At 63.1% G+C, this 18,451-nt stretch carries 16 protein-coding genes; 8 read left to right on the forward strand and 8 right to left on the reverse strand.

All coding sequences use genetic code 11. The annotated features are described in order from the left end of the window. Positions 1-283 precede the first annotated feature (283 nt). On the forward strand, positions 284-676 hold the full coding sequence (locus NTZ26_10885; GenBank protein ID MCX6560999.1) for an ACT domain-containing protein: 393 nt from the start codon (positions 284-286) through the stop codon (positions 674-676). Positions 677-713: 37 nt separating this feature from the next. Here the strand turns inward: NTZ26_10885 and NTZ26_10890 are convergent, their stop codons facing one another. The 5 genes from NTZ26_10890 to nuoE all read right to left on the reverse strand — a co-directional run bounded on the left by NTZ26_10890 (position 714) and on the right by nuoE (position 5,972). Continuing rightward, complete coding sequence (locus tag NTZ26_10890; GenBank protein ID MCX6561000.1) at positions 714-1,130, reverse strand: hypothetical protein; 417 nt, start codon at positions 1,128-1,130, stop codon at positions 714-716. A 184-nt stretch (positions 1,131-1,314) separates the two neighbouring features. Next, positions 1,315-2,892: an FMN-binding glutamate synthase family protein gene (locus NTZ26_10895; GenBank protein MCX6561001.1), complete on the reverse strand. Its 1,578-nt coding sequence runs from the start codon at positions 2,890-2,892 to the stop codon at positions 1,315-1,317. Positions 2,893-2,917: 25 nt separating this feature from the next. Next, entirely contained in the window at positions 2,918-3,601 is a 684-nt protein-coding gene (locus NTZ26_10900) for a 2Fe-2S iron-sulfur cluster-binding protein (protein ID MCX6561002.1), read from the reverse strand. Beyond that, positions 3,598-5,103 carry a 4Fe-4S binding protein gene (locus tag NTZ26_10905; protein MCX6561003.1) on the reverse strand — a complete coding sequence of 502 codons (1,506 nt, stop codon included), beginning with the start codon at positions 5,101-5,103 and terminating at the stop codon, positions 3,598-3,600. Before NTZ26_10905 ends, NTZ26_10900 begins: the two co-directional genes overlap by 4 nt. Before the next feature lie 404 nt (positions 5,104-5,507). Beyond that, a complete protein-coding gene (gene nuoE, locus NTZ26_10910) occupies positions 5,508-5,972 on the reverse strand; it encodes an NADH-quinone oxidoreductase subunit NuoE (protein MCX6561004.1) in 465 nt (154 codons plus the stop codon). A 285-nt stretch (positions 5,973-6,257) separates the two neighbouring features. On the opposite strand from nuoE, the gene NTZ26_10915 reads away from it, so the two are divergent. From NTZ26_10915 to NTZ26_10945, 7 genes are all read left to right on the forward strand, one after another. After that, the gene (locus NTZ26_10915) at positions 6,258-6,647 is read left to right on the forward strand and encodes a BlaI/MecI/CopY family transcriptional regulator (protein MCX6561005.1); all 390 of its coding nucleotides are present in this window, start codon (positions 6,258-6,260) and stop codon (positions 6,645-6,647) included. Between the two features lie 212 nt (positions 6,648-6,859). After that, the gene (locus tag NTZ26_10920) at positions 6,860-7,207 is read left to right on the forward strand and encodes a helix-turn-helix transcriptional regulator (protein ID MCX6561006.1); all 348 of its coding nucleotides are present in this window, start codon (positions 6,860-6,862) and stop codon (positions 7,205-7,207) included. Beyond that, positions 7,194-8,219, forward strand: coding sequence for a hypothetical protein (locus NTZ26_10925; protein ID MCX6561007.1), 1,026 nt, complete (start codon positions 7,194-7,196; stop codon positions 8,217-8,219). Before NTZ26_10920 ends, NTZ26_10925 begins: the two co-directional genes overlap by 14 nt. Positions 8,220-8,380: 161 nt before the next feature. After that, positions 8,381-9,169: a hypothetical protein gene (locus NTZ26_10930; protein MCX6561008.1), complete on the forward strand. Its 789-nt coding sequence runs from the start codon at positions 8,381-8,383 to the stop codon at positions 9,167-9,169. 464 nt (positions 9,170-9,633) lie between these two features. Next, positions 9,634-11,433: a hypothetical protein gene (locus tag NTZ26_10935; GenBank protein ID MCX6561009.1), complete on the forward strand. Its 1,800-nt coding sequence runs from the start codon at positions 9,634-9,636 to the stop codon at positions 11,431-11,433. A gap of 104 nt (positions 11,434-11,537) precedes the next feature. Continuing rightward, positions 11,538-11,846: a hypothetical protein gene (locus NTZ26_10940; protein MCX6561010.1), complete on the forward strand. Its 309-nt coding sequence runs from the start codon at positions 11,538-11,540 to the stop codon at positions 11,844-11,846. A gap of 213 nt (positions 11,847-12,059) precedes the next feature. Then, entirely contained in the window at positions 12,060-13,352 is a 1,293-nt protein-coding gene (locus NTZ26_10945; protein MCX6561011.1) for a serine hydrolase, read from the forward strand. A gap of 7 nt (positions 13,353-13,359) precedes the next feature. Here the strand turns inward: NTZ26_10945 and NTZ26_10950 are convergent, their stop codons facing one another. The 3 genes from NTZ26_10950 to NTZ26_10960 form a co-directional block, all read right to left on the reverse strand. Then, complete coding sequence (locus NTZ26_10950; GenBank protein MCX6561012.1) at positions 13,360-14,925, reverse strand: hypothetical protein; 1,566 nt, start codon at positions 14,923-14,925, stop codon at positions 13,360-13,362. Between the two features lie 176 nt (positions 14,926-15,101). Beyond that, positions 15,102-16,349: an Nramp family divalent metal transporter gene (locus NTZ26_10955; protein ID MCX6561013.1), complete on the reverse strand. Its 1,248-nt coding sequence runs from the start codon at positions 16,347-16,349 to the stop codon at positions 15,102-15,104. After that, on the reverse strand, positions 16,339-18,451 hold a 2,113-nt coding region (locus NTZ26_10960; protein MCX6561014.1), incomplete at its 5' end, for a beta-propeller fold lactonase family protein. The genes NTZ26_10960 and NTZ26_10955, both read right to left, overlap by 11 nt.

Genomic DNA, 18,451 nt, shown 5'->3' on the forward strand with positions numbered 1-18,451 from the left:
CTCTCCCTTTTTCCACACCTCTCCGAGGGAAGCCAACCCTCGCGGGGACGATCGAAACGACGTCCCTACGAGGACTGCGAAGCCCTGCGGCCGCCGGAGGGCTGTTTGAGCTTGGAAGGAATAATTGAATAAGAGAAAGAGTGGGGAGTCATACAAGTCAGGATAGGTTAGCGCGCGAGTTCCGAAGGCGCCGAGGAGAGAAGTGGGAAAAGGCGTTAAAAGCCCGAAGCCGCCGGGCCGAACACTGGGCTACCAATCCCGGAGATGGGAGAAGGACTGAAAAATGAACCTCGATCTCGTACTACTGTCCGGCGCCTATGCCGTAAGCCGGTTGAAGCCGGGATCTCCCGCGCCGGCATGGGCCGGAGCCGGTGATTTCGTCTCGATCACCCTGACACCCTCGGAAACATCCGTCGTCTGCCTCGAGGATCGGGTCCCCAAGGATGTTCCGAGCGAGAAAGGCTTCCGAGCGTTGAAAGTCCAAGGCCCGCTTGAATTTTCCCTGGTCGGAGTCTTGGAATCGATGATCGGCCCATTAGCCGAGGAGAGAATCAGCGTCTTGGCCATGTCCACCTTCGACACCGATTACCTGCTGGTCAGGGAAGATGCCCTGGCGCGGGCGGTTGAAATTTTCATTCGCAACGGGCACAACATCATCCTGCCCGAAGACAAGTAGCTTCCGATTCCGGTGGCCGGGCGGAACCGGCCCCCGCCTATTCCGAGTAGGGGATCGAGAACTTGGCCCGGATAAGCGGGAAAATGCGATGGTCCTTCCCCGACTCGAAGGTGAGGATAAGGGTGTTGTTGCCCGTGTCCCGGGCCATCTTGAGGGTTGGCTTGCCTGAAACGGCTTCGGTGTTGCTGTAGGCCCATTCCTCGCCCTTGATGACATCGAGGACGTCGCCTTTCTTGAACAACTTGAGATACAGGTCTTCCGAGTCGGCGGCCTTGAGAAATTCCAGATCGAACGTGCCGCTTTCCACGATGACGTCCTTGATCTTCAGGTTCATCGGGATTTTGATGCCCCGGAACCGATAGATAGAATCCATCTTCGGCACCTCGAGATCCGCGAAGGCCGAGGCGGCGGCGAGGACCAGGACTAGAGATGCGCAGACTCTTTTCAATCTCATGACTCTCTCCCTCCCAAAACTTCCGATGACGAACCTGAACGGAATAGTATTCCTGAGGAGAGCATTTGACAAGCCCCAGCCGATGACCCGACGGGGAAGGGGGCGGCGGGCCGAGCGAAAGGGAGATGAGGGGACGGGAGCTTCAGCCCCCGTCCCCGGGAAATCGAATGCTGATCCCGGGGCCTCAGCCCTTGAGGATCTTGTCCACCTCGGCCTTGTCGGCGTCCATGATGTAGGGGATGCCGCTGATGGCCGCGGCGTCCTTGGTCAGGGAAGCGATGTCGTCCCGGGTGATGTAGGATAGCCCGAACTTGCGGTTCCCCGCCATAAACTGGCGCACGCCCTGGCTCAGCCGCTTGAAGTAGCTGTAAACGCCCAGGGCGCCGGGGGGCAGCTCGGCGAACTTCTTGCCGAAGCGGCGTTTGAGCTCGGGCGCGGTGACGAAGATCTCCTCGATCGTGCTGCCGAACCGCTCGACGTAGACCGGGATCTGGCCCTCGGTGACGCGCTTGCCGATCGTCTTGCCGACCATAGCCGCGGCCAAGGGGCTTCTGGCCATGCCGACGGCCTTGACGTAGGGCGCACCCAAGGCCAGGGCTTTGAAGATCTGGTCCTCGAAAGTAATGCCGCCGGCGTAGACCAAGTCGGGCACGTACTCGCCCTTCTTGGCCAGCTGGTGGGCGAAATTATAGGTCAGGCTCCAGATCTCGACACAGGGGATGCCCCACTCGTTCATCATCCGCCAGGGGCTCATGCCCGTCCCGCCGCCGGCCCCGTCCACGGTCAGCATGTCCAGCTTGGCCTTGGAGGCGTACTTGACGGCCCGGGCCAGATCGGCCGGCCGGTAGGCGCCGGTCTTGAGGAAGACCCGCTTGGCCCCGGCCTTGCGCAGCTCCTCGACCCGCTTCATGAACGACTCCTCCTCGACCATGCCCATCCGGGAGTGGCGCTCGAATTCCCTGAAGCTGCCCTTCTCGAAGGCGGCGATGATGTTGGGGTCCTCGGGATCGGGCAGAACGATGTAGCCGCGGCGCTTCAGCTCCTGGGCCTTCTTGAGGCTCTTGATCTTGACCTCGCCCCCGATGTCCTTGGCTCCCTGACCCCACTTGAGCTCGACCGTCTCCACCCCCAGCTTGTCGATGGCGTATTCCTGTACGCCCAGCCGGCCGTCTTCGACGTTGGCCTGGACGACGACGTCGCCATAGCCGTCCGACCAGTTCTGGAAGCTCTTGACCCGCATCTCCATATCGGGCGAACGCAGGACGCGGCCGTTCTTGATCTCGGACTCCTCGTCCATGGCGCAGACGTTTTCGCCCACGGTCAGGATGCAGCCGCTGATGGCCGTGCCGATGGCCAGGCCCTCCCAGTTGTTCTTGGCCACGTTGGTCGAGCCCATGCCGGGGACGACGAACGGGAGCTTCAGCTTGATGTCCTTGTTGCGGCCGATGGTCGTCTCGGTGGTGACCTTCTCGAAGGTCGCCTTGTCCGAGTCGGCCTCGCAGCCGTAGGCCCCGGCCGCGGTGCCCATGACCGAGAAATGGGACAGATCATAGGGATAGTCCTTCTCCGCCCCGGCGGTGATGATGCCGAAGGGCTGGGGATACAGGACCTCGGCGCCGCGATAGGCGGACTTGCCGATTTCGCACATGCCGATGCAGCCGTCCACGCACGTGACGCACATGCCGCTGATGGCGCTGATCGAGCCTTCGGTTCGATTTTTGGTCAGCGTCGCCGCGCTTCGATTGAGTTTCGTATAAGACATGCTCATTACCTCCTTGGTGACGATGTTAGCTTTTCTTTTCCGTGACGCAGGTGCCGCAGCGGCCCGCATCATACATCCAGCAAGTCAGCTCGCCGTAGGTCTCGAGGCAGGTCGGCTCGACTTGCAGGCAGGCGTTGCAGATGTCCGAATCGGCGTTGGGGCCGCCGCAGCGGGCCGCGCAGCCCGGGCAGACGTACATGCAGGCGCCGCACAGCCGGCACTCCTCGGACCGGATGTCGAAAGGTGTGGAAATTTTCCGCTTGTAGCCGCGGTTCTGGAACCCGATGGCCCGGGCGTTCATCTGCTGGTCGCACATCCGGATGCACAGCCCGCAGTAGACGCACTCCTCGTTGCGGGGCGGGAAGCGCTGCTGGGTGACCCCGAACTTGGAGGCCAGGTCTTGCATCTCCTTGGACATGGGCGCGGTGGACAGCATCAGCTCGATCATCATCCGCCGGGCGGCGATGACCCGCTTGGTGTCGGTCCGGACGATAAGGCCTTCCTCGACCGGGTAAGTGCAGGCCGAGACCAGCTTGGCCCGCGGGCCCTCCCCGATCTCGACGACGCAGAGGCGGCAGCCGCCCCAGGGCGTCAAGCCTTCCATGTAACAGAGGGTAGGGATCTCCAGCCCGAAAAACTTAGCCGTGTCCAGGAGGGTCCAGCCCTTCTCGGCCTGGACCGGCAATCCGTTGAGAATGATGGTGATCATCGGCCTCCCTCCAGGATGACGATGGCTTCGTCGCGCTGGGTTTCCACGGCCTCGAACCGGCAGGCCTCGTAGCAGGCGCCGCACTTGATGCACTTCTCCTGATCGATGAGGTGGACCTCGCGTAGGCTGCCATGGATGCAGTCGTTGGGGCAGGCCCGCTTGCAGGACAGGCAGCCGGTGCACTTATCGGGCAGGACGGTGAACCGGATGAGCGATTTGCAGACTCCGGCCGGACAGCGCTTCTCCTTGATGTGGGCCTCGAATTCCCGCTTGAAGTAGCGCAGGGTGGACAAGATCGGATTGGCCGCCGTCTGCCCCAAGTTGCACATCGAGGCGTCCTTGACGGCCACCGCCAGCTCCTCGAGGAGCTCGATGTCGCCGATCTTGCCGTGGCCCTCCGTGATCCGGGTCACGATCTCGTACATCCGCTGGGTGCCCTCCCGGCAGGAGACGCACTTGCCGCACGACTCGTCGCGCAGGAAGTTCAGGAAATACTTGGCGATGTCGACCATGCAGGTCTTGTCGTCCATGACGATCATGCCGCCCGAGCCCATGATGGCCGAGGCGGCAGTCAGGCTTTCGTAGTCGATCGGCAGGTCGAGCTTGGAGGTGGGCAGGCAGCCGCCGGAGGGGCCGCCCGTCTGGACGGCCTTGAACTTGCGGCCGCCGGGGATGCCGCCGCCGATGTCGAAGATGATCTCCCGCAGGGTCGTGCCCATCGGCACCTCGACCAGCCCGGTGTTGTTGATCTTCCCGACCAGCGAGAAGATCTTGGTGCCCTTGCTTTTTTCGGTGCCGACCTTGGCGTACCAGGCGCCGCCCTTGCCCAGGATGAGCGGGACGTTGCCCCAGGTTTCGACGTTGTTGATGACCGTGGGCTTGCCGTTGAGGCCCTTCTCGGCCGGGAACGGCGGCCGCTGCCGCGGTTCGCCGACCAGCCCTTCGATCGAGCCGATAAGGGCGGTTTCCTCGCCGCAGACGAAGGCTCCGGCGCCCTTGACGATCCGGATGTCGAACGAGAACCCAGTGCCCAGGATGTCGGATCCCAGCAGGCCCCGCTTGCGCAGCTCTTCGACGGCCAAGGTGACGTGCTTGACGGCCAGGGGGTACTCGTCGCGGACGAAGATGATGCCCTCGGTGGCGCCGATGGCGAAGCCGCCGATCAGCATGCCCTCGAGAACCCGGTGGGGGTTGCCTTCGAGCAGGCTGCGGTCCATATAGGCCCCGGGATCGCCCTCGTCGGCGTTGCAGATGATGTATTTGGGGGAGCCTTTCTGGCCCCGGGCCATGTCCCATTTGACTCCGGTCGGGAAGCCGGCCCCGCCGCGGCCGCGCAGGCCGGCCGCCTTGACCTCGGCGATGACGGCTTCCGGCGTCATCTTGGCCAGGACCTTGGCCAGGGCGCCGTAGCCCCCGACGGCCAGGTAATCGTCGATCTGGGTCGGGTCGATCAGGGCGTTGTCGCCCAGGACGATCCGCCGTTGCTTTTTATAGAAGGGGATGGCCTTCTCCCGGGGGGCCGTTTTGCCGGTCACCGGGTCCTTGTACAGCAGGGCCTTGATCGTCTTGCTCTTCTTGATCGTCTCCAGGACGATGGCGTCGGCGTTCTTGGGGTCGACCTTTTGGTAGAACAGGTCATGCGGGTGGACGAGAATGTTGGGCTCGGCCTCGCAGAACCCGTGGCAGCCGGTGACCCGGATCTTGACCTTCTTGTCGAGCTTGGCCTTCTTCAAGGCCCCTTGCAAAGCCTCGACGACCTTGAGCGCGCCGCGGGCCCGGCCGCAGGTGCCCGCCGAGACCGTGAGCACCGGCTTCTTGTCGGACTGGCGGAGCTTTCTCTGGACCTCGATGGCCTGTTCCAGGGCTTTGACGGTTTTGAGTTTGACGGGTGTTTTCATGCGGCGTCTCACTTGTTAAGGTACTGCTTGATGATGGCCTCGACTTTGCGGATCGAGGTCTGGGCGTGATAGTCGCCGTCGACGACCACGACCGGCCCGATGGCGCAGCAGCCGAGGCAGGCCACGGTTTCAAGCGTGAATTTGCTGTCCTCGGTCGTGTCGCCCGAGGCGATGCCGAGGCGGCGCTCGAACTCCTCCAGGATCTTCGGCCCGCCCCGGACGTGGCAGGCCGTGCCTAGGCATACCGTCACGACATGGCGTCCGCGCGGCTTCAAGCTGAAAGCCCGATAAAAAGTCGCTACGCCGATGACGTCGATGAGCGGTACGCCGACGGAGCGGGACACCTGCTGCAGGGCTTCCCGCGGCAGGTAGTTGTACTCCGCCTGGATGTCCTGGAGGATCGCGATGAGGGCCTTTTTCTCGTTTTTGTGCTTCCGGATAAAGGCGTTCACGCGGTCAGTTTGGACATCCACGTGCTGATACCTCCTTCTAAGGAATGGGATTGGGAAGACGGAGTTGGGGAACGGACAGGAACGCCGAACGGAGCAGAGGGGAGGAGGGGGGAAAGGGGAGAGGCGAGGGCCCGAAAGGAAAGATGGGATAACTCCTTGCCGGAACCTGTATAAATGCGAACAAGAAATATCATAGCGAAAATGGCTTGTCAAGGGGATAATCAAAATATTTTCACGCTTGAAAAACGACAAATGTCGTTTTATAATCGATAATATGAAACTGAGAAAAATGGCCGGGAGGCGGTCGTGAGGCACCATATGCTGTCCGGGGAGAGCCTGGACGTGATGCGCGAAATCTGGGAGCGGGGCGGCGCCACGGTCAATGAGGTCTGGGCGGGGCTCAATGCCCGGCGCCGGAAAAGGGTCCGCCGGACGACCGTCCAGGTTCAGATGCGGCGCCTGGAGGAATACGGCTGGCTGGGCCGCCGCAAATCCGGCCGGGCCTTCGTTTATGCCCCGCAATGGGGCAAGGACGAGACGGCCGTCGACCTGATTCGGTCACTGTGCCGGAGCCTTTACGGCGGCTCCCTGGCCGGGCTTTTAGCCGCGCTGCTTCAGACTTGGGACTTGTCCGCGGCCGAGCGGCGGCGCGTCCGGGCTCTGCTGCGCCGAACGGCAAAGCGCACATGGCCTTAAAATCGGAACGCGCCTTGCCGTCCTAAACGGCTCATCAGGCGAAGCCGACAGAGCTAATTAGGGCGGTAAGGCGGGGAGCGGCCCCCGCGGAAGCGGAAGAGTAGCGGCCCCGCATTCTCGCCCTGCGATCAAATCGGTAAAAAATAACTTGACATCCTATACTGTGCGTCGTATACTGTGTATCACAATGTATAAATATCGAGGGGCCCAATATGACGAATGACTTCTTCGAGAACCTCCGGTTGGAACTCCGCCGGGGCTGCGTGCCCCTGGCCGTGCTGGCCGCGCTGCGAGACGAACGCTACGGCTACACTCTTCGTAAATCATTGACCGAGAAGGGGATGGTGGTGGACGAGGGCACGCTCTACCCGCTGCTGCGGCGCCTGGAATCCCAAGGCTTGCTGACCAGCGAATGGCGCGAGGAAGAGAAGCGCGCCCGCCGCTTCTATCGCCTGTCCTGCGAAGGCCGGCGGGTCTTGAACCTTTTAACGGCCGAATGGGAAGGCATGACGGCTTCCCTAGCCGGAATCCTCAAGGAGATGAACGATGGATCTCATTGAACGCTATCTCAACGCCGTCGGCTTCTGGCTGCCCAAGAATCAGAAAAAGGACATCCTCTCCGAGCTGTCCGAGGACATCCGTTCCCAAGTCGAGGAGCGCGAGACGGAGCTTGGCCGGGCCCTGGCCGAGGAGGACCTTTCCACCCTGCTCAAGCAGCGGGGGAGTCCCTTCACTGTCGCCGGGCGCTTCCTGCCCCAGCGTCATCTAATCGGACCGCAGCTCTATCCCATCTACGAATTCGTCCTCAAGCTGGCCGGCGGGATCTACCTCGTCCCTTGGTTTCTGATCTGGGCCGGCCTGATGATCTTTGTCCCTTCCTATCGATCCGCCCATTCCGGTTCGGCTATATTCCAAGCCCTGGGTTCCCTCTGGACGACGGCCTGGACTCTGTTGGCCATGATCACCCTCGGATTCGGGATCGGCGAACGGGTTCAACGGAAATCCACGGCCCGCGGGGATTGGAATCCCCGCCGACTCCCGGCCGTCCGCAACACCCTTAAGGTTCCCCGGACCTCTTCCCTGGCCGAAATCGTCATCAACCCGTTCGTTCTGATCTGGTGGCTGGGAGGGTTCAGCCTCACGGCCGTCTTGTCCCGCGACGGCGTCCCCGCCTTTCTTAAGCCATCCCCGCTGTGGCTTGATTTCCGAACCCGGTATTTCATCCCCATCGCCGTCTTCATCGTCGTCGTCACGGTCCTGGCCTTGGTCAACCTGATCCGGCCCAATCTCACTCCTTTTCGCGTCGGCGTGACGGCGGTGATCGACGCTTCGGTGCCGGTCATGATCTTTCAGGCCCTCGGCGTCCATTCTGCGGAGATTCGCACCGCTTGGGATGCCATGACCGGGGGGGCCGCGGGACCGGACAAGATGGCGGCGATCCGGGATTGGAGCATCGCCGTGACGCTGGGGATCATCGGGCTGGCCTGCCTGTTCTCGTGCTTCCGGGGCATCCTTCGGATTAGAAAATGGAATGAGATTCAAGCCCGGATTGAGGCGGCGACGAAGGCCTAGCTCGTCCGGGTTGGCCTTTTGGGCCATCGAGAAGTGATGAACCCTTCTATACGGCTTGAACGCCACGAAGGGAAGATTTTTCGCTCCCGATCGTCATAATAATGTGTACAATTTTGCCTTGCCGGCGCGTTAATCCATATGGAGGTTCCCCGATGATGAAAATGAGCTCGAGAAAATGGGCTTTCGGCCTTTTATTCGTCGTCATTTCCCTGGCCGCCGCGGCCCAGGACGGCCCCGTCAAAAGCACCTGGATGGCCCCGCCCCCGACCGTCGACGGGGCTCCCGCCGACTGGATCAACCCGGTCTTCGTCGACGTCGAGGGCGGAGACATCGGCTATGCTTTCGCCAACGACGCCAAGAACCTTTACGTCCTCCTGATGATCCGAAATCCAGCGGCCAAATCGACAATCGATTCGACCGGCGTGACCCTCTATTTTAACGCGGCCAAAAAGAAGAAGGACTACGGAATTCTGTTTCACAAAGTCATGATCAAGGCCGACGAATATATCGCCCGGTTGGAAAAACAGGGGCCGGTCTCCGAGGATACCAAGAAGCAGATTCGGTCCAAGCCCAGCTACTATCTCTATGCCCATGAAGTCCTGGGGGCCAAGCCGGAGGGCGTCGCCGCGCCCGAGGCGCCCGTCCAGATTCCCGTCTACAAGTTCGGACCCCAAGGCCAGATGTTGGTTTACGAGTTTCTGATTCCCTTGGAGCGTCCGGCTTCAACCCAGGCGGGTGTGGCGTCGGCTCCGGGCAAGACCGTCCTCGTCGGCCTCGAGTATGGCGGCATGACCGACGAGATAAGGCGCCAGAATGCGCGGACCCAGGCCCAGGGGTCGGGTATCGCGGGCGACAACGGCACCAAGATCATCGGCACAACCGGCACCAGGGTCAATGCCAAGAAATACTCGTTCTGGTCGGAAGTCCAGCTGGCGCCCGAAAAGCAGTAATCGCGGTCTTGGCCCCGAACCGAAACCTGGGCGGATAGCGATTCCGGGGGCTTGCCCGAAAGGGTAAGCCACTTTTTTGTAATAAATCACTAACTTTTTCTCCTTGATCGGACGGCCTCCCCGGGTCTTTTGCAAGGATCAAACGGTTTCTCAAAGGCGTCCGGATACGTCATATGGCGACAGAAGTCGGGAAATAAGGGGAATAATCGGGCATGTCAGGGGAAAGTCTTGATTTGTATTGCATTTAAGTTAGATTGAAGTTGCATCGAGTTGAGTACGGGGGCTGGACGAACCAAACGGGAGGGGGATCTCCAGCCGACCGGGTTGGGACGGAATTTGAAAGCCGACCTGTCGCTGTGCCGTCCCAGCTCGGGCTTATACGCCCTGAAGCCGAGCGGTCATTAGGGGATGTTGACAACCGCAAGGCGGTGAATAAAATGAAAGAATCATTTGAAGGGATAGCTATGTCGGATGATCAGATTCTCCGTTCCTGGAAAGAGATCGCCGATTATCTCGGCTGCGACGTTAAAACGTGCGCCCGCTGGGAAGCCGAATGCGGGCTGCCGATCCGGCGTTTCGATCCGGCTTCGAAACGGTCTCGCGTTTTCGCGAATGTCGCCGAGCTGGAGGCCTGGCTGGCCAACCGGCGGGCTCCGAAGCCCGAGGCGGCCGGCCCCGCGCCTCGCCGTGGCGGCCGGACGGCCGTCATCGCCGCCGCACTGGTCCTGGGCTTGCCTCTGGCCTGGTTCGGATTGAAGCCGGTCCTTTTCCCCGCGGCGGACATCCCGGTCATCGGCGTCTTCCCGATCGCCTCCGCCGATGCATCCCCGGCGGAGGCCTACAAAGCCAAAGAAATCCACAACCAAATCCTCAGCCAGCTCGCTTTCGGTGGTCGGGCCAGAGTGATTTCCATGCCCGAACCTGCGGCGCGCACCGAGGCGGCGATGGCCGCCGTCCGTATCGCCGGGCTGCCGGAGCCCGATTATTTGCTCCAGGCCGGTTTCCGGCCGGACGATGCGCTTTCGACTCTCAGCATCAGCCTTCGCGATGCCAAAACCGGTCTGACCCTCTGGGACCATGTCTATGAAAAAGCCGTCGCCAATCTCACTTATTGCCTGAAGGACCTCTGCGATCAAGTTCGGGCGCGGATCGATTTCCCGCGCCGGGCAGCCGCCGGCCCGAGTCCGGGGGGCTCTCCCTCTGACCCCTCGAGCCTCCCCGGAGACCCGTCGGGCCTCGGGGTCATCGATAACGGAGCCACCGATCCATGGTCCTTGTGTGTCGAAGCCTCTCGTTTTGCCGACATGGGGGAAGCTGCGGCCAATGATGTCGCCATGGACCTGTTTCGCAAGGCCCGTGAGGCCGATCCCGGCTTCGCCCACGCCTATATCGGCCTGGCCCGGTGCTACGCCAACTTCGTGAACTATCAGGGCCGCAAGGAGATCACCTGGCTGGACAAGTCCGAGGAGCTGCTGGCCAAGGCCCAAGCGCTCGAGCCGGACCTGCCGGAGTATTTCATCGCGCGGATCAGAAACCTGCTGATGAGGGAATTCCTTCTGGACGGCGACACCAGCCGGGAGTATTTCCGCCTGGCCGGCCAGGCTTTGGCCCGCTATCCTTATGACCCGAGGCTGAGCGGGGTCATCGGTTATTGCTATATCAAGCGCTTCGATCGCGCCGGCAAGTCGGCCGACTTGGACGAGGCCGTGCGTTTGCTGCGGATCGCCTACAACGCCGAACGAACGGCGATCATCAACGCGGCTCTCGCCGAGCTGCTGATGCTGAAGCGGGAGTTTGGCCCGGCCTTGAGCATCTGCGCCGAGGTGGAGCAGGAGCACCCCTTGCCGATCATCGCCTATCGGCGGGGGGAGATCCTCTACTACCAGGGCGATCTGGCCGGCAGCTTGGCCGCCTTCCGCTCCTGCACGACTCCCGTCGATCTTCGGATCGGGGCGCTTTACTACGAGGGCATGATCGCCGCCCGCCGCGGCGATCGGAGCCGGGCCTTGGCCATCCTGAACGAGATCGAGCTGCTTTCCCCCCGCAAGGCCGCCCTCTCCCTCGATCATCTCCGGGAAGCTTCGATCTACGCCGGCCTGGGCCTGAACGACCGGGCCGATGCCCTGTTGAGGGAAGGCCTGGCCAAGCTGAACAACGCCGGCACTTACTTCGCGCGCAGCTATCTCGAGATCGACCCCAATTTCAACGATATGCGCCGGAGCCTGGCCCTTCCCCGGCCCGGAGTCCGGGCCCAGCCACGTTGACGCAAGCCCCCGCTTCGGTTCCGCTCCGCTGGCCGCCGCGGATAGGTTCCCGGCCGTGAAACGATTCTAACCGAGCCGACGTTGAACGGAATAGGGAGGAACCAATGAACTACAAGTCCATCTTGGGCTCGATCGTCCTACTCTCTGCATTCCTGGTGGCCGGGCCCGGCGCGGGCGTCGGCCAGGACCGGTCTCTCAGCCTCGAAGATCTCCAGAAAAAAGTTGTCGCCTTGGAAGAAAGAGTCGCCGGGCTCGAGGAAAAGCTGCAAAAGCTCGCGGTTTCAATTCCGCAGACATTTCCAAACCTGAAAACCTTGCCCGAGGGTTGGTCTCGTTTCGAATTCAACGGGCAGCCGTTTTACGTCATTCCTTTGAACGAGAAGAAATCGAACCCGCCCGCAATCCTCCGCTGAATTCGGAGATCACCGCCTGATCGGGCGCCGCGCCGCGTCTGGAATTCCGGCCTGAAATGGAATAGATTGATACGTTCGCGGCACCTAACCCCGATTTTCAAATCGGGGATATAAGCGCCGCTCAGTATGAACCCTACAAATACCCCTGGCTTTAGCCCGGGGTATCAAACGGGTTTATCGGGCCCGGGCTCCGGGCGGAAAGGAGAGCGGCTCATGCGTCAACATCTGATCTCGAGAGCGACATCCGTCGCGCTTTTCGCGATTGCATTCTCCCTGGCCGCGGCCAGCCTTCCGGCGGGCCAGCTTCCGACGGCCAAGCCGTCCGAGGTCGGGATGTCGGCCGAGCGCCTGCAGCGCCTGAGCCGCGTCCTGCAGGACTATGTCGACAAGGGCAAGCTGGCCGGCTTGGTCGTCCTGGCCGCGCGGGACGGCAAAATCGCCTATCATCAAGCCTTCGGCAAGCTCGATCCGGTCAAGGGCACGCCGATGCCGCTCGACGCGATCTTCCGGATCGCCTCCCAGACCAAGGCGATCACCTCCACCGCGGTCATGATCCTACAGGAGGAGGGCAAGCTCCTGATCGACGATCCGATCTCCAAGTACATCCCCGAGTTCGCCGATTCGCGGGTCGCGGTCCAGGCTCCCGGCAAGGATGCCAAGGGCTATACGACCGTCCCGCTGAAGCGCCCGATCACCATCCGCGACCTCCTGACCCATACGGCCGGGATCTCTTATGGCACCGGACCCGCCAAGGACGCTTGGGCCGCGGCGGGCATCACCGGCTGGTTCCTGGCCGACAAAAACGTCCCCGTGGGCGATGTCATCAAGAAGCTGGCCGGCCTGCCGTTGGACGCTCAGCCCGGCGAGCAGTTTCTCTATGGATACAACACCGACATCCTGGGCTATCTGGTCGAAGTCGCGTCGGGGATGAGCCTGGCCGATTTCGTGGCCCAAAGGATCGCCGGCCCGCTGGGCATGTCCGACACCCATTTCTTCCTGCCCGAATCAAAGCTGGGCCGCTTCACTCCGGTTTATGGCGCCGACGACAAGGGCGGGATCAAGCTGGTGGAGGACCCGAAGGACAGCTTCTATGTCAAAGGACCCCGGATGTGCTACGCCGGCGGCGCCGGGCTGCTGGCCACGGCCGAGGACTACGCCCGCTTCCTGCTGATGCTTCAGAACGGGGGCGAGCTCCAGGGCGTCAGGATTCTAAGCCCCAAGACCGTCGAGCTGATGACGGTCGATCACGTCGGCAATCTCTATGGCCCCCAGGGGTTCGGTCTGGGCTTCTGGGTCACCGACCGCCTCGGCCGGAACGGCCAGCCGGGGACGGTCGGGTCCTTCGGCTGGGGCGGGGCCTACCACACGACTTATTGGGTCGACCCGGTCGAGAAGCTCGTCTGCGTCCTGATGACCCAGCTCTTGCCGGCCGGCAATTCCGACCTGCACGCCAAATTCCGAGCCATGATCTACCAGGCCATCACGGAGTCGTACGAGAAGCGATAAACGCGCTTTATTTCCTCGGCCCGATCGGGGGCAGGTTCGTGCGGCCGGCCGGGCCGACCGTCGTCCCGAAGCGCTCAAAAAGCGCCGCCGTATCCTCGCCGACCGTCTCGCTGACGGTTCGGATATATTCATCCATGGTCAGCAGGCGCTTGGGATCGTTGAACGTCTTGTGGATGTGGGACAGCCATTTCGGATACCAATCAGCTCCGTAACGGGCGTCCAGGATCGACCAAATCACCCAGGCTTTGTCCCAGGCCAGGCGGACCTTGTCCGGGGGCAGATTTGCCAGATCGAGGCTTAAAGTCGGATCCTGACCGGCCAGGGCCTTGGAGAAATAGGGCCATCGTTCGCCGAATCCCATTTCCTTGATGGTCTTGCGCTGGAACCAGCCGGCGTGGGCTTCGCTCCACCAATCCGGGAGCCGGCAGCCCGGCGTCCCGTCGACCGCCTCGGGCCCGTTCATCGTGTGGGCCAGCTCGTGGGCCAGGATGCTCAGGATGCTCTCGGGCTTGACCGAGATCGTCCCGGCCATCTTGGGAGTGACCGCGTTCTCGGCCCAGCCTCCGCCCTCGCCTGCTGCCAGGTTGATGTAGTATGCCCCTCCGGGATTGGGCGGCGTCGGCAGCATTTTCTGGAGAATGGCCATGACTTCGGTGAACCGCGTCCGGGCCAGATCCAGGATCGAAGGCAGCTGGTTGTCGCTGTAGAGAACACGGACGCCGCCGATCTCGATCTCGTTGTCCGGGTAGAACGCGCCGCCCAGGCCTTCGGGCTCCCACGGCAGGCGACGGCCGTCCGCTTTTTTCCGCGACCCGCCCGAGGCCTTGAGGACGGCCCAGTCGAGGAGCGCGCCATTGACGCGCTCGCCCTTCTCGGCCTTGACCCGCAGCAGCCTGGGGTCGGCGAGGAGGATGATCGTTCCGCGGCCGAGACTCCGCCAGGCCAAGGCGCCGTGCCGATCATCGATGCCGGCAGCGACCGTCCAGCCCGGCCCCAGTTCCGCCTGCTTGAGGGAGCGGGGGAATTCCGCGGCGGCCAGGCCGGGAACTTTTTCCTTACTCCGCAGGACTGCGTCCGCCGGCGCGGCGCCGATCGCGGCGCCCAGCTCGCGCAGGATGTCCGCCGCCGGGGCATCCGGCGTCGAGACGTCGAAAACCGCCCCGCCGCCGGCTTCGATGAAAGCCTTCATAACGGCGCGCTCCGCCGGGAGATAAGGCTGGAAGGCGCCGTGCTGATAGGTGAAGAGGACGTCGTAAGCGGGAGCGGGCATCGTCGTGAACGGGCGTTCGATCCCCCAGGCATGGTCGGCTTGGACCCGAACGCGCATGGGGGAGCCGGGGGTGAGGGCCCGATCGAGCGAGGCTTGGCTGCCCGTGACCCGGAAGCCCGTCTCCCGCAGTGCCTCTTGAACCTGCCAATGATGAAAGAAAGAGAATTGGTGGCTGGAGTCGAGCAGGACGTTGACGCCAAGATCCTTGACGCCGGTCTTGAGCGGCTGGGGCTCGACGGGGGAGGCGGTCTGCGGCGCGGCTGCGATACAGAGGGCGAGGGCGAATGCGGCGGGTGCGATCATGGCGCTATTCTGGCCCAGGCCACGGGCTGAAGGCAAGTCATCAGGTCTTTCGCCAAATCCCGGTGAGGGCGGTGCAGGGTATCGGCCCGGCGGCTTCGGCCTCTTCTCGCAATTTCGCCGTTGGCCGATACCCTGAACCGCCTGATCTTCCCGGAGTTTGGAGAAAGACAAGTTTTCTAAATAATCTGCAGGGCGGCGAGAAGAAGAAGGATATTCAGGAGGACCACCAGCCCGCCCACGACGAGCAGAGAGACCAGGTTGGACCGGGTGTTGGCGAAGCGGCCCATGACCTTGCGGGAGGAGGTCAGGGCGATCAGGCTGAAGATCGTAACCGGGAGCTGGATGCTCAGAAGCATCTGCGAGGCGATGAGCCCACGGAACGTGTCGCGCAGAACGAAAGCGACAGCCAGGGCGCCGAGGATGGCGACGGCGGCCCCGGCCCGCGAGCGGTTCTGTTTCATGTCGTAGGGCTGGCCGCCGAGCCCGGCCGTGATCGTGGCCCCGGTCATGCCGGCCGTCACCGCGGCCGAGAGCCCGGCCGCGAGCAGAGCCACGGCGAAGACAATCCCGGCCGCCCGCCCCAGGATGGGCTTCAGTAGCGCCTCGGCCTGAGCCAGGTCGCCGACCGGAATCCGATCGGCGAAGAAGACGGCGGCGGCGACGATGATCATGGCGCTGTTGATCAGCCAGCCGGCGACCATCGAGGTCAGGGTGTCGAACATCTCGAACTTGAGCTGATGGCGGATGGTCTTCTCGTCGGCCAGGTCCCAGCGCCGGCTTTGGATGATCTCGGAGTGGAGGAAGATGTTGTGGGGCATGACCACCGCCCCCAGGACGCTCATCAGCAGGGGCATGGACCCGGCGGGGATGGCGGGCGTCACCCAGCCGGAGGCGACGCTTCCCCAAGGCACCCGGACGAGAGTCAGCTCGTAGAGAAAGGCCAGCCCGATAAGCGAGACGAGCCCGATCAGCCAGCGCTCGAGGTAGCGGTAGGAGTTCGTCTCCAGCATAACCAGGACGAAGACGGCGGCCAGGGCGGCCCCGATCTTGACCGGGATATGAAAAAGCATGGCCAGGGCGATGCCGGCGCCGAGGATCTCGGCCAGGGCGGTGGAGACGACGGCGATCATGGCCGAGCCCAGGACCAGTCGTCCCGCCGTCCGGGGAAAGTGGCATGTCACCGCCTCGGCCAGGCAGAGGCCGGAGGCGATTCCGAGATGGGCCGCGTTGTGCTGGAGCAGGACGAGAAAGATCGTGGACAGGGTCACGATCCAGAGAATGGCGTAGCCGTAGGAGGCTCCGGCCGCAATGTTGGAGGCCCAGTTACCCGGGTCGATGAAGCCGACCGTGACCAGGAGGCCCGGCCCGATATACTTGAGAATTTCGCGAGCCGGCCAGCGGAGGCGGGGCCGCTTAATCGTCATCATCCTCCCCTGCGGGGCGCGGGCGCACCGCCCAGGCCGGGTAGGGTGCGGCGCTTCCTTTGACCGAATGCCAGAGGATTCGGTTGAGCGTATCCTCGGGACAGGCGTCGACCTGCCGGAAGTTCAGCTGCGACGATAGGACGGCCTGGCGGCGCAGAAGCTTGTCCTTGACCTGGGGCGGCGCGGGATTCATCTCGTCCAGCCGGACCTTGGCCGGCACGGCCGCGAAGGGCCGGAAGTCCGGCTGGTCCGTGAAGCAGTCGGCCATCGGCACGGCGGCCGCGTCGAACTGGTTCATAGGCGGAAGGCCCAGGATCTGTTCGATCGTCCGAATCAGGCTGACCGTGTTGTAGAAGGTCGAAACGACTGCGCCCCGCTTGGCGTAGGGGCTGACGACATAAGCCGTCGTCCGGTATCCGCTGACATGATCCCAACCGTCCTGGGGGTCGTCCTCGATGCCGAAAACGACCGTGTCCTTCCAGAACCGGCTCTTGGCGATCCCCTCGACGATGCGGCCGAAGGCCAGATCGTTGTCGGCGGCGCAGGCCGTCGGGATGGGCGATCCTTCGCTGGTGCCGCTGGTGTGGTCGTCGGGCAGGCAGATGATGATGAGCTGGGGCATTTCGCCCTTCTTCTCGAACTCCGCCAGCTCCTGCAGGAAGTAGCGGGCCCGGAACTGGTCCGGGACGTTCATGTTCCATCCGATCGTCTGGAGGGCCAGATACGGCCGCAGGGATTCGATCGCCGGCTCGCTCTCGTAGATGATCTCGCCCGTGGGGGCGTTGTATTCGCGCCAGTTGGCGGCCCAGTCGGGCTCGCCCTTGCGCTGCGGGTCCGCCCAGCGGACTTTGGGCATGGCGAACTCGCCGTAGTCGCGCAGGGTCTTGCCGTGCTTGACGGCGTTATCCCAAAGGAAGCCGGTCGGGGCATAGGCCAGGGCGTCGGCCTCGTCCTCGCCCATGCCGTCCGGATAGCTGCGCGGCCAGCCGGAGAAGGAGCGTTCCATGTAGTCGGTGCTGAAGGCGGACATGGACCATTGATGGCCGTCGGCGCTTAAAATGCCGTTGCAGTAGGTGTTGTCCAGGAGGACGAACTCCGTGGCCATCTTGTGCTGGTTGGGAGTGATCCGTTCCCCGAAGATGGTCAGGGCGGGATCGCCGTTGCCGGACGGGATATCGCCCAAAACCTGGTCATAGGCCCGATTCTCTTTGACCACGTAGACCACGTGCTTGAAGACGCTCGGCTCGCCGATCCGCTCCGGGACCGGGCGGGCCGCTTGGCCGGGCCGCGGCGGCAGGAGGGCGTCGGCGATCCGATCGCGGTGAAAGTTGGTCCAGGCCGTCCGGGTCATCGCGGGCAGGTCCGCCGCTTGGGGCAAGGGCATACGGGAGAGCGAGCCCCGGTACTGGTGCGAGTTGAAGCCCGGCGCGTTAGTCCGCTTGTCGATGCCTGTCGCCTCGGGCAGAACCTTGATGTTGGCGACCCAGAGAGCGTCGCGGCGGCCGTCGACAAGCAGGGCGCCGGGCCACCAGCCGACGGGAATGAGGCCCAGGAAAGCGGAGGCTTTTTTCTTGGGGTCAAACCGGATGACGGCCACGGCGTTTTGAGTGCCGTTGGCGACGAAGAGCGTCTTCCCCTTGAGGTCGAAAGCCAGGGCGTTGGGCGAGGCCCCGAAGAGGTCGGCCGGGCTGGGCTTGGCCGAGATCGTTTCGACGACCTCATCTGTCCGTGCATCGATGACGCTGAGATTGTCGCTGGCCGCGTTGGCGCAGACGACGAACCGTTTGTCGGGCGAAACGGCCAGCGCCGAGCTGTGGAGATGGACCAGGATTTCCTTGATGACCCGGCCCGAGGCCAGGTCGACGACGCTGACCGAACCCTCATTGGCGATGAAGGTGATGGGGTCGACCTTGACGATCATCCCGCGGCCGGCCGGCCCGGTCGGGTCGCCGGGCTTGGGTCGGCGCCCGCCCCAGTTGCTGACATAGGCCTTGCCGCGGACGAGGACGACGTCGAATGGAGCGATGCCGACATCGAACAGACGGAGCAGGCGCCCGTCGGCCGCGTCGAATTCGCCCAGCCTATTGGAGAGGTTGAGGGCG

It is taken from the genome of Candidatus Aminicenantes bacterium (assembly GCA_026393855.1).
GTDB lineage: Bacteria > Acidobacteriota > Aminicenantia > Aminicenantales > UBA4085 > UBA4085.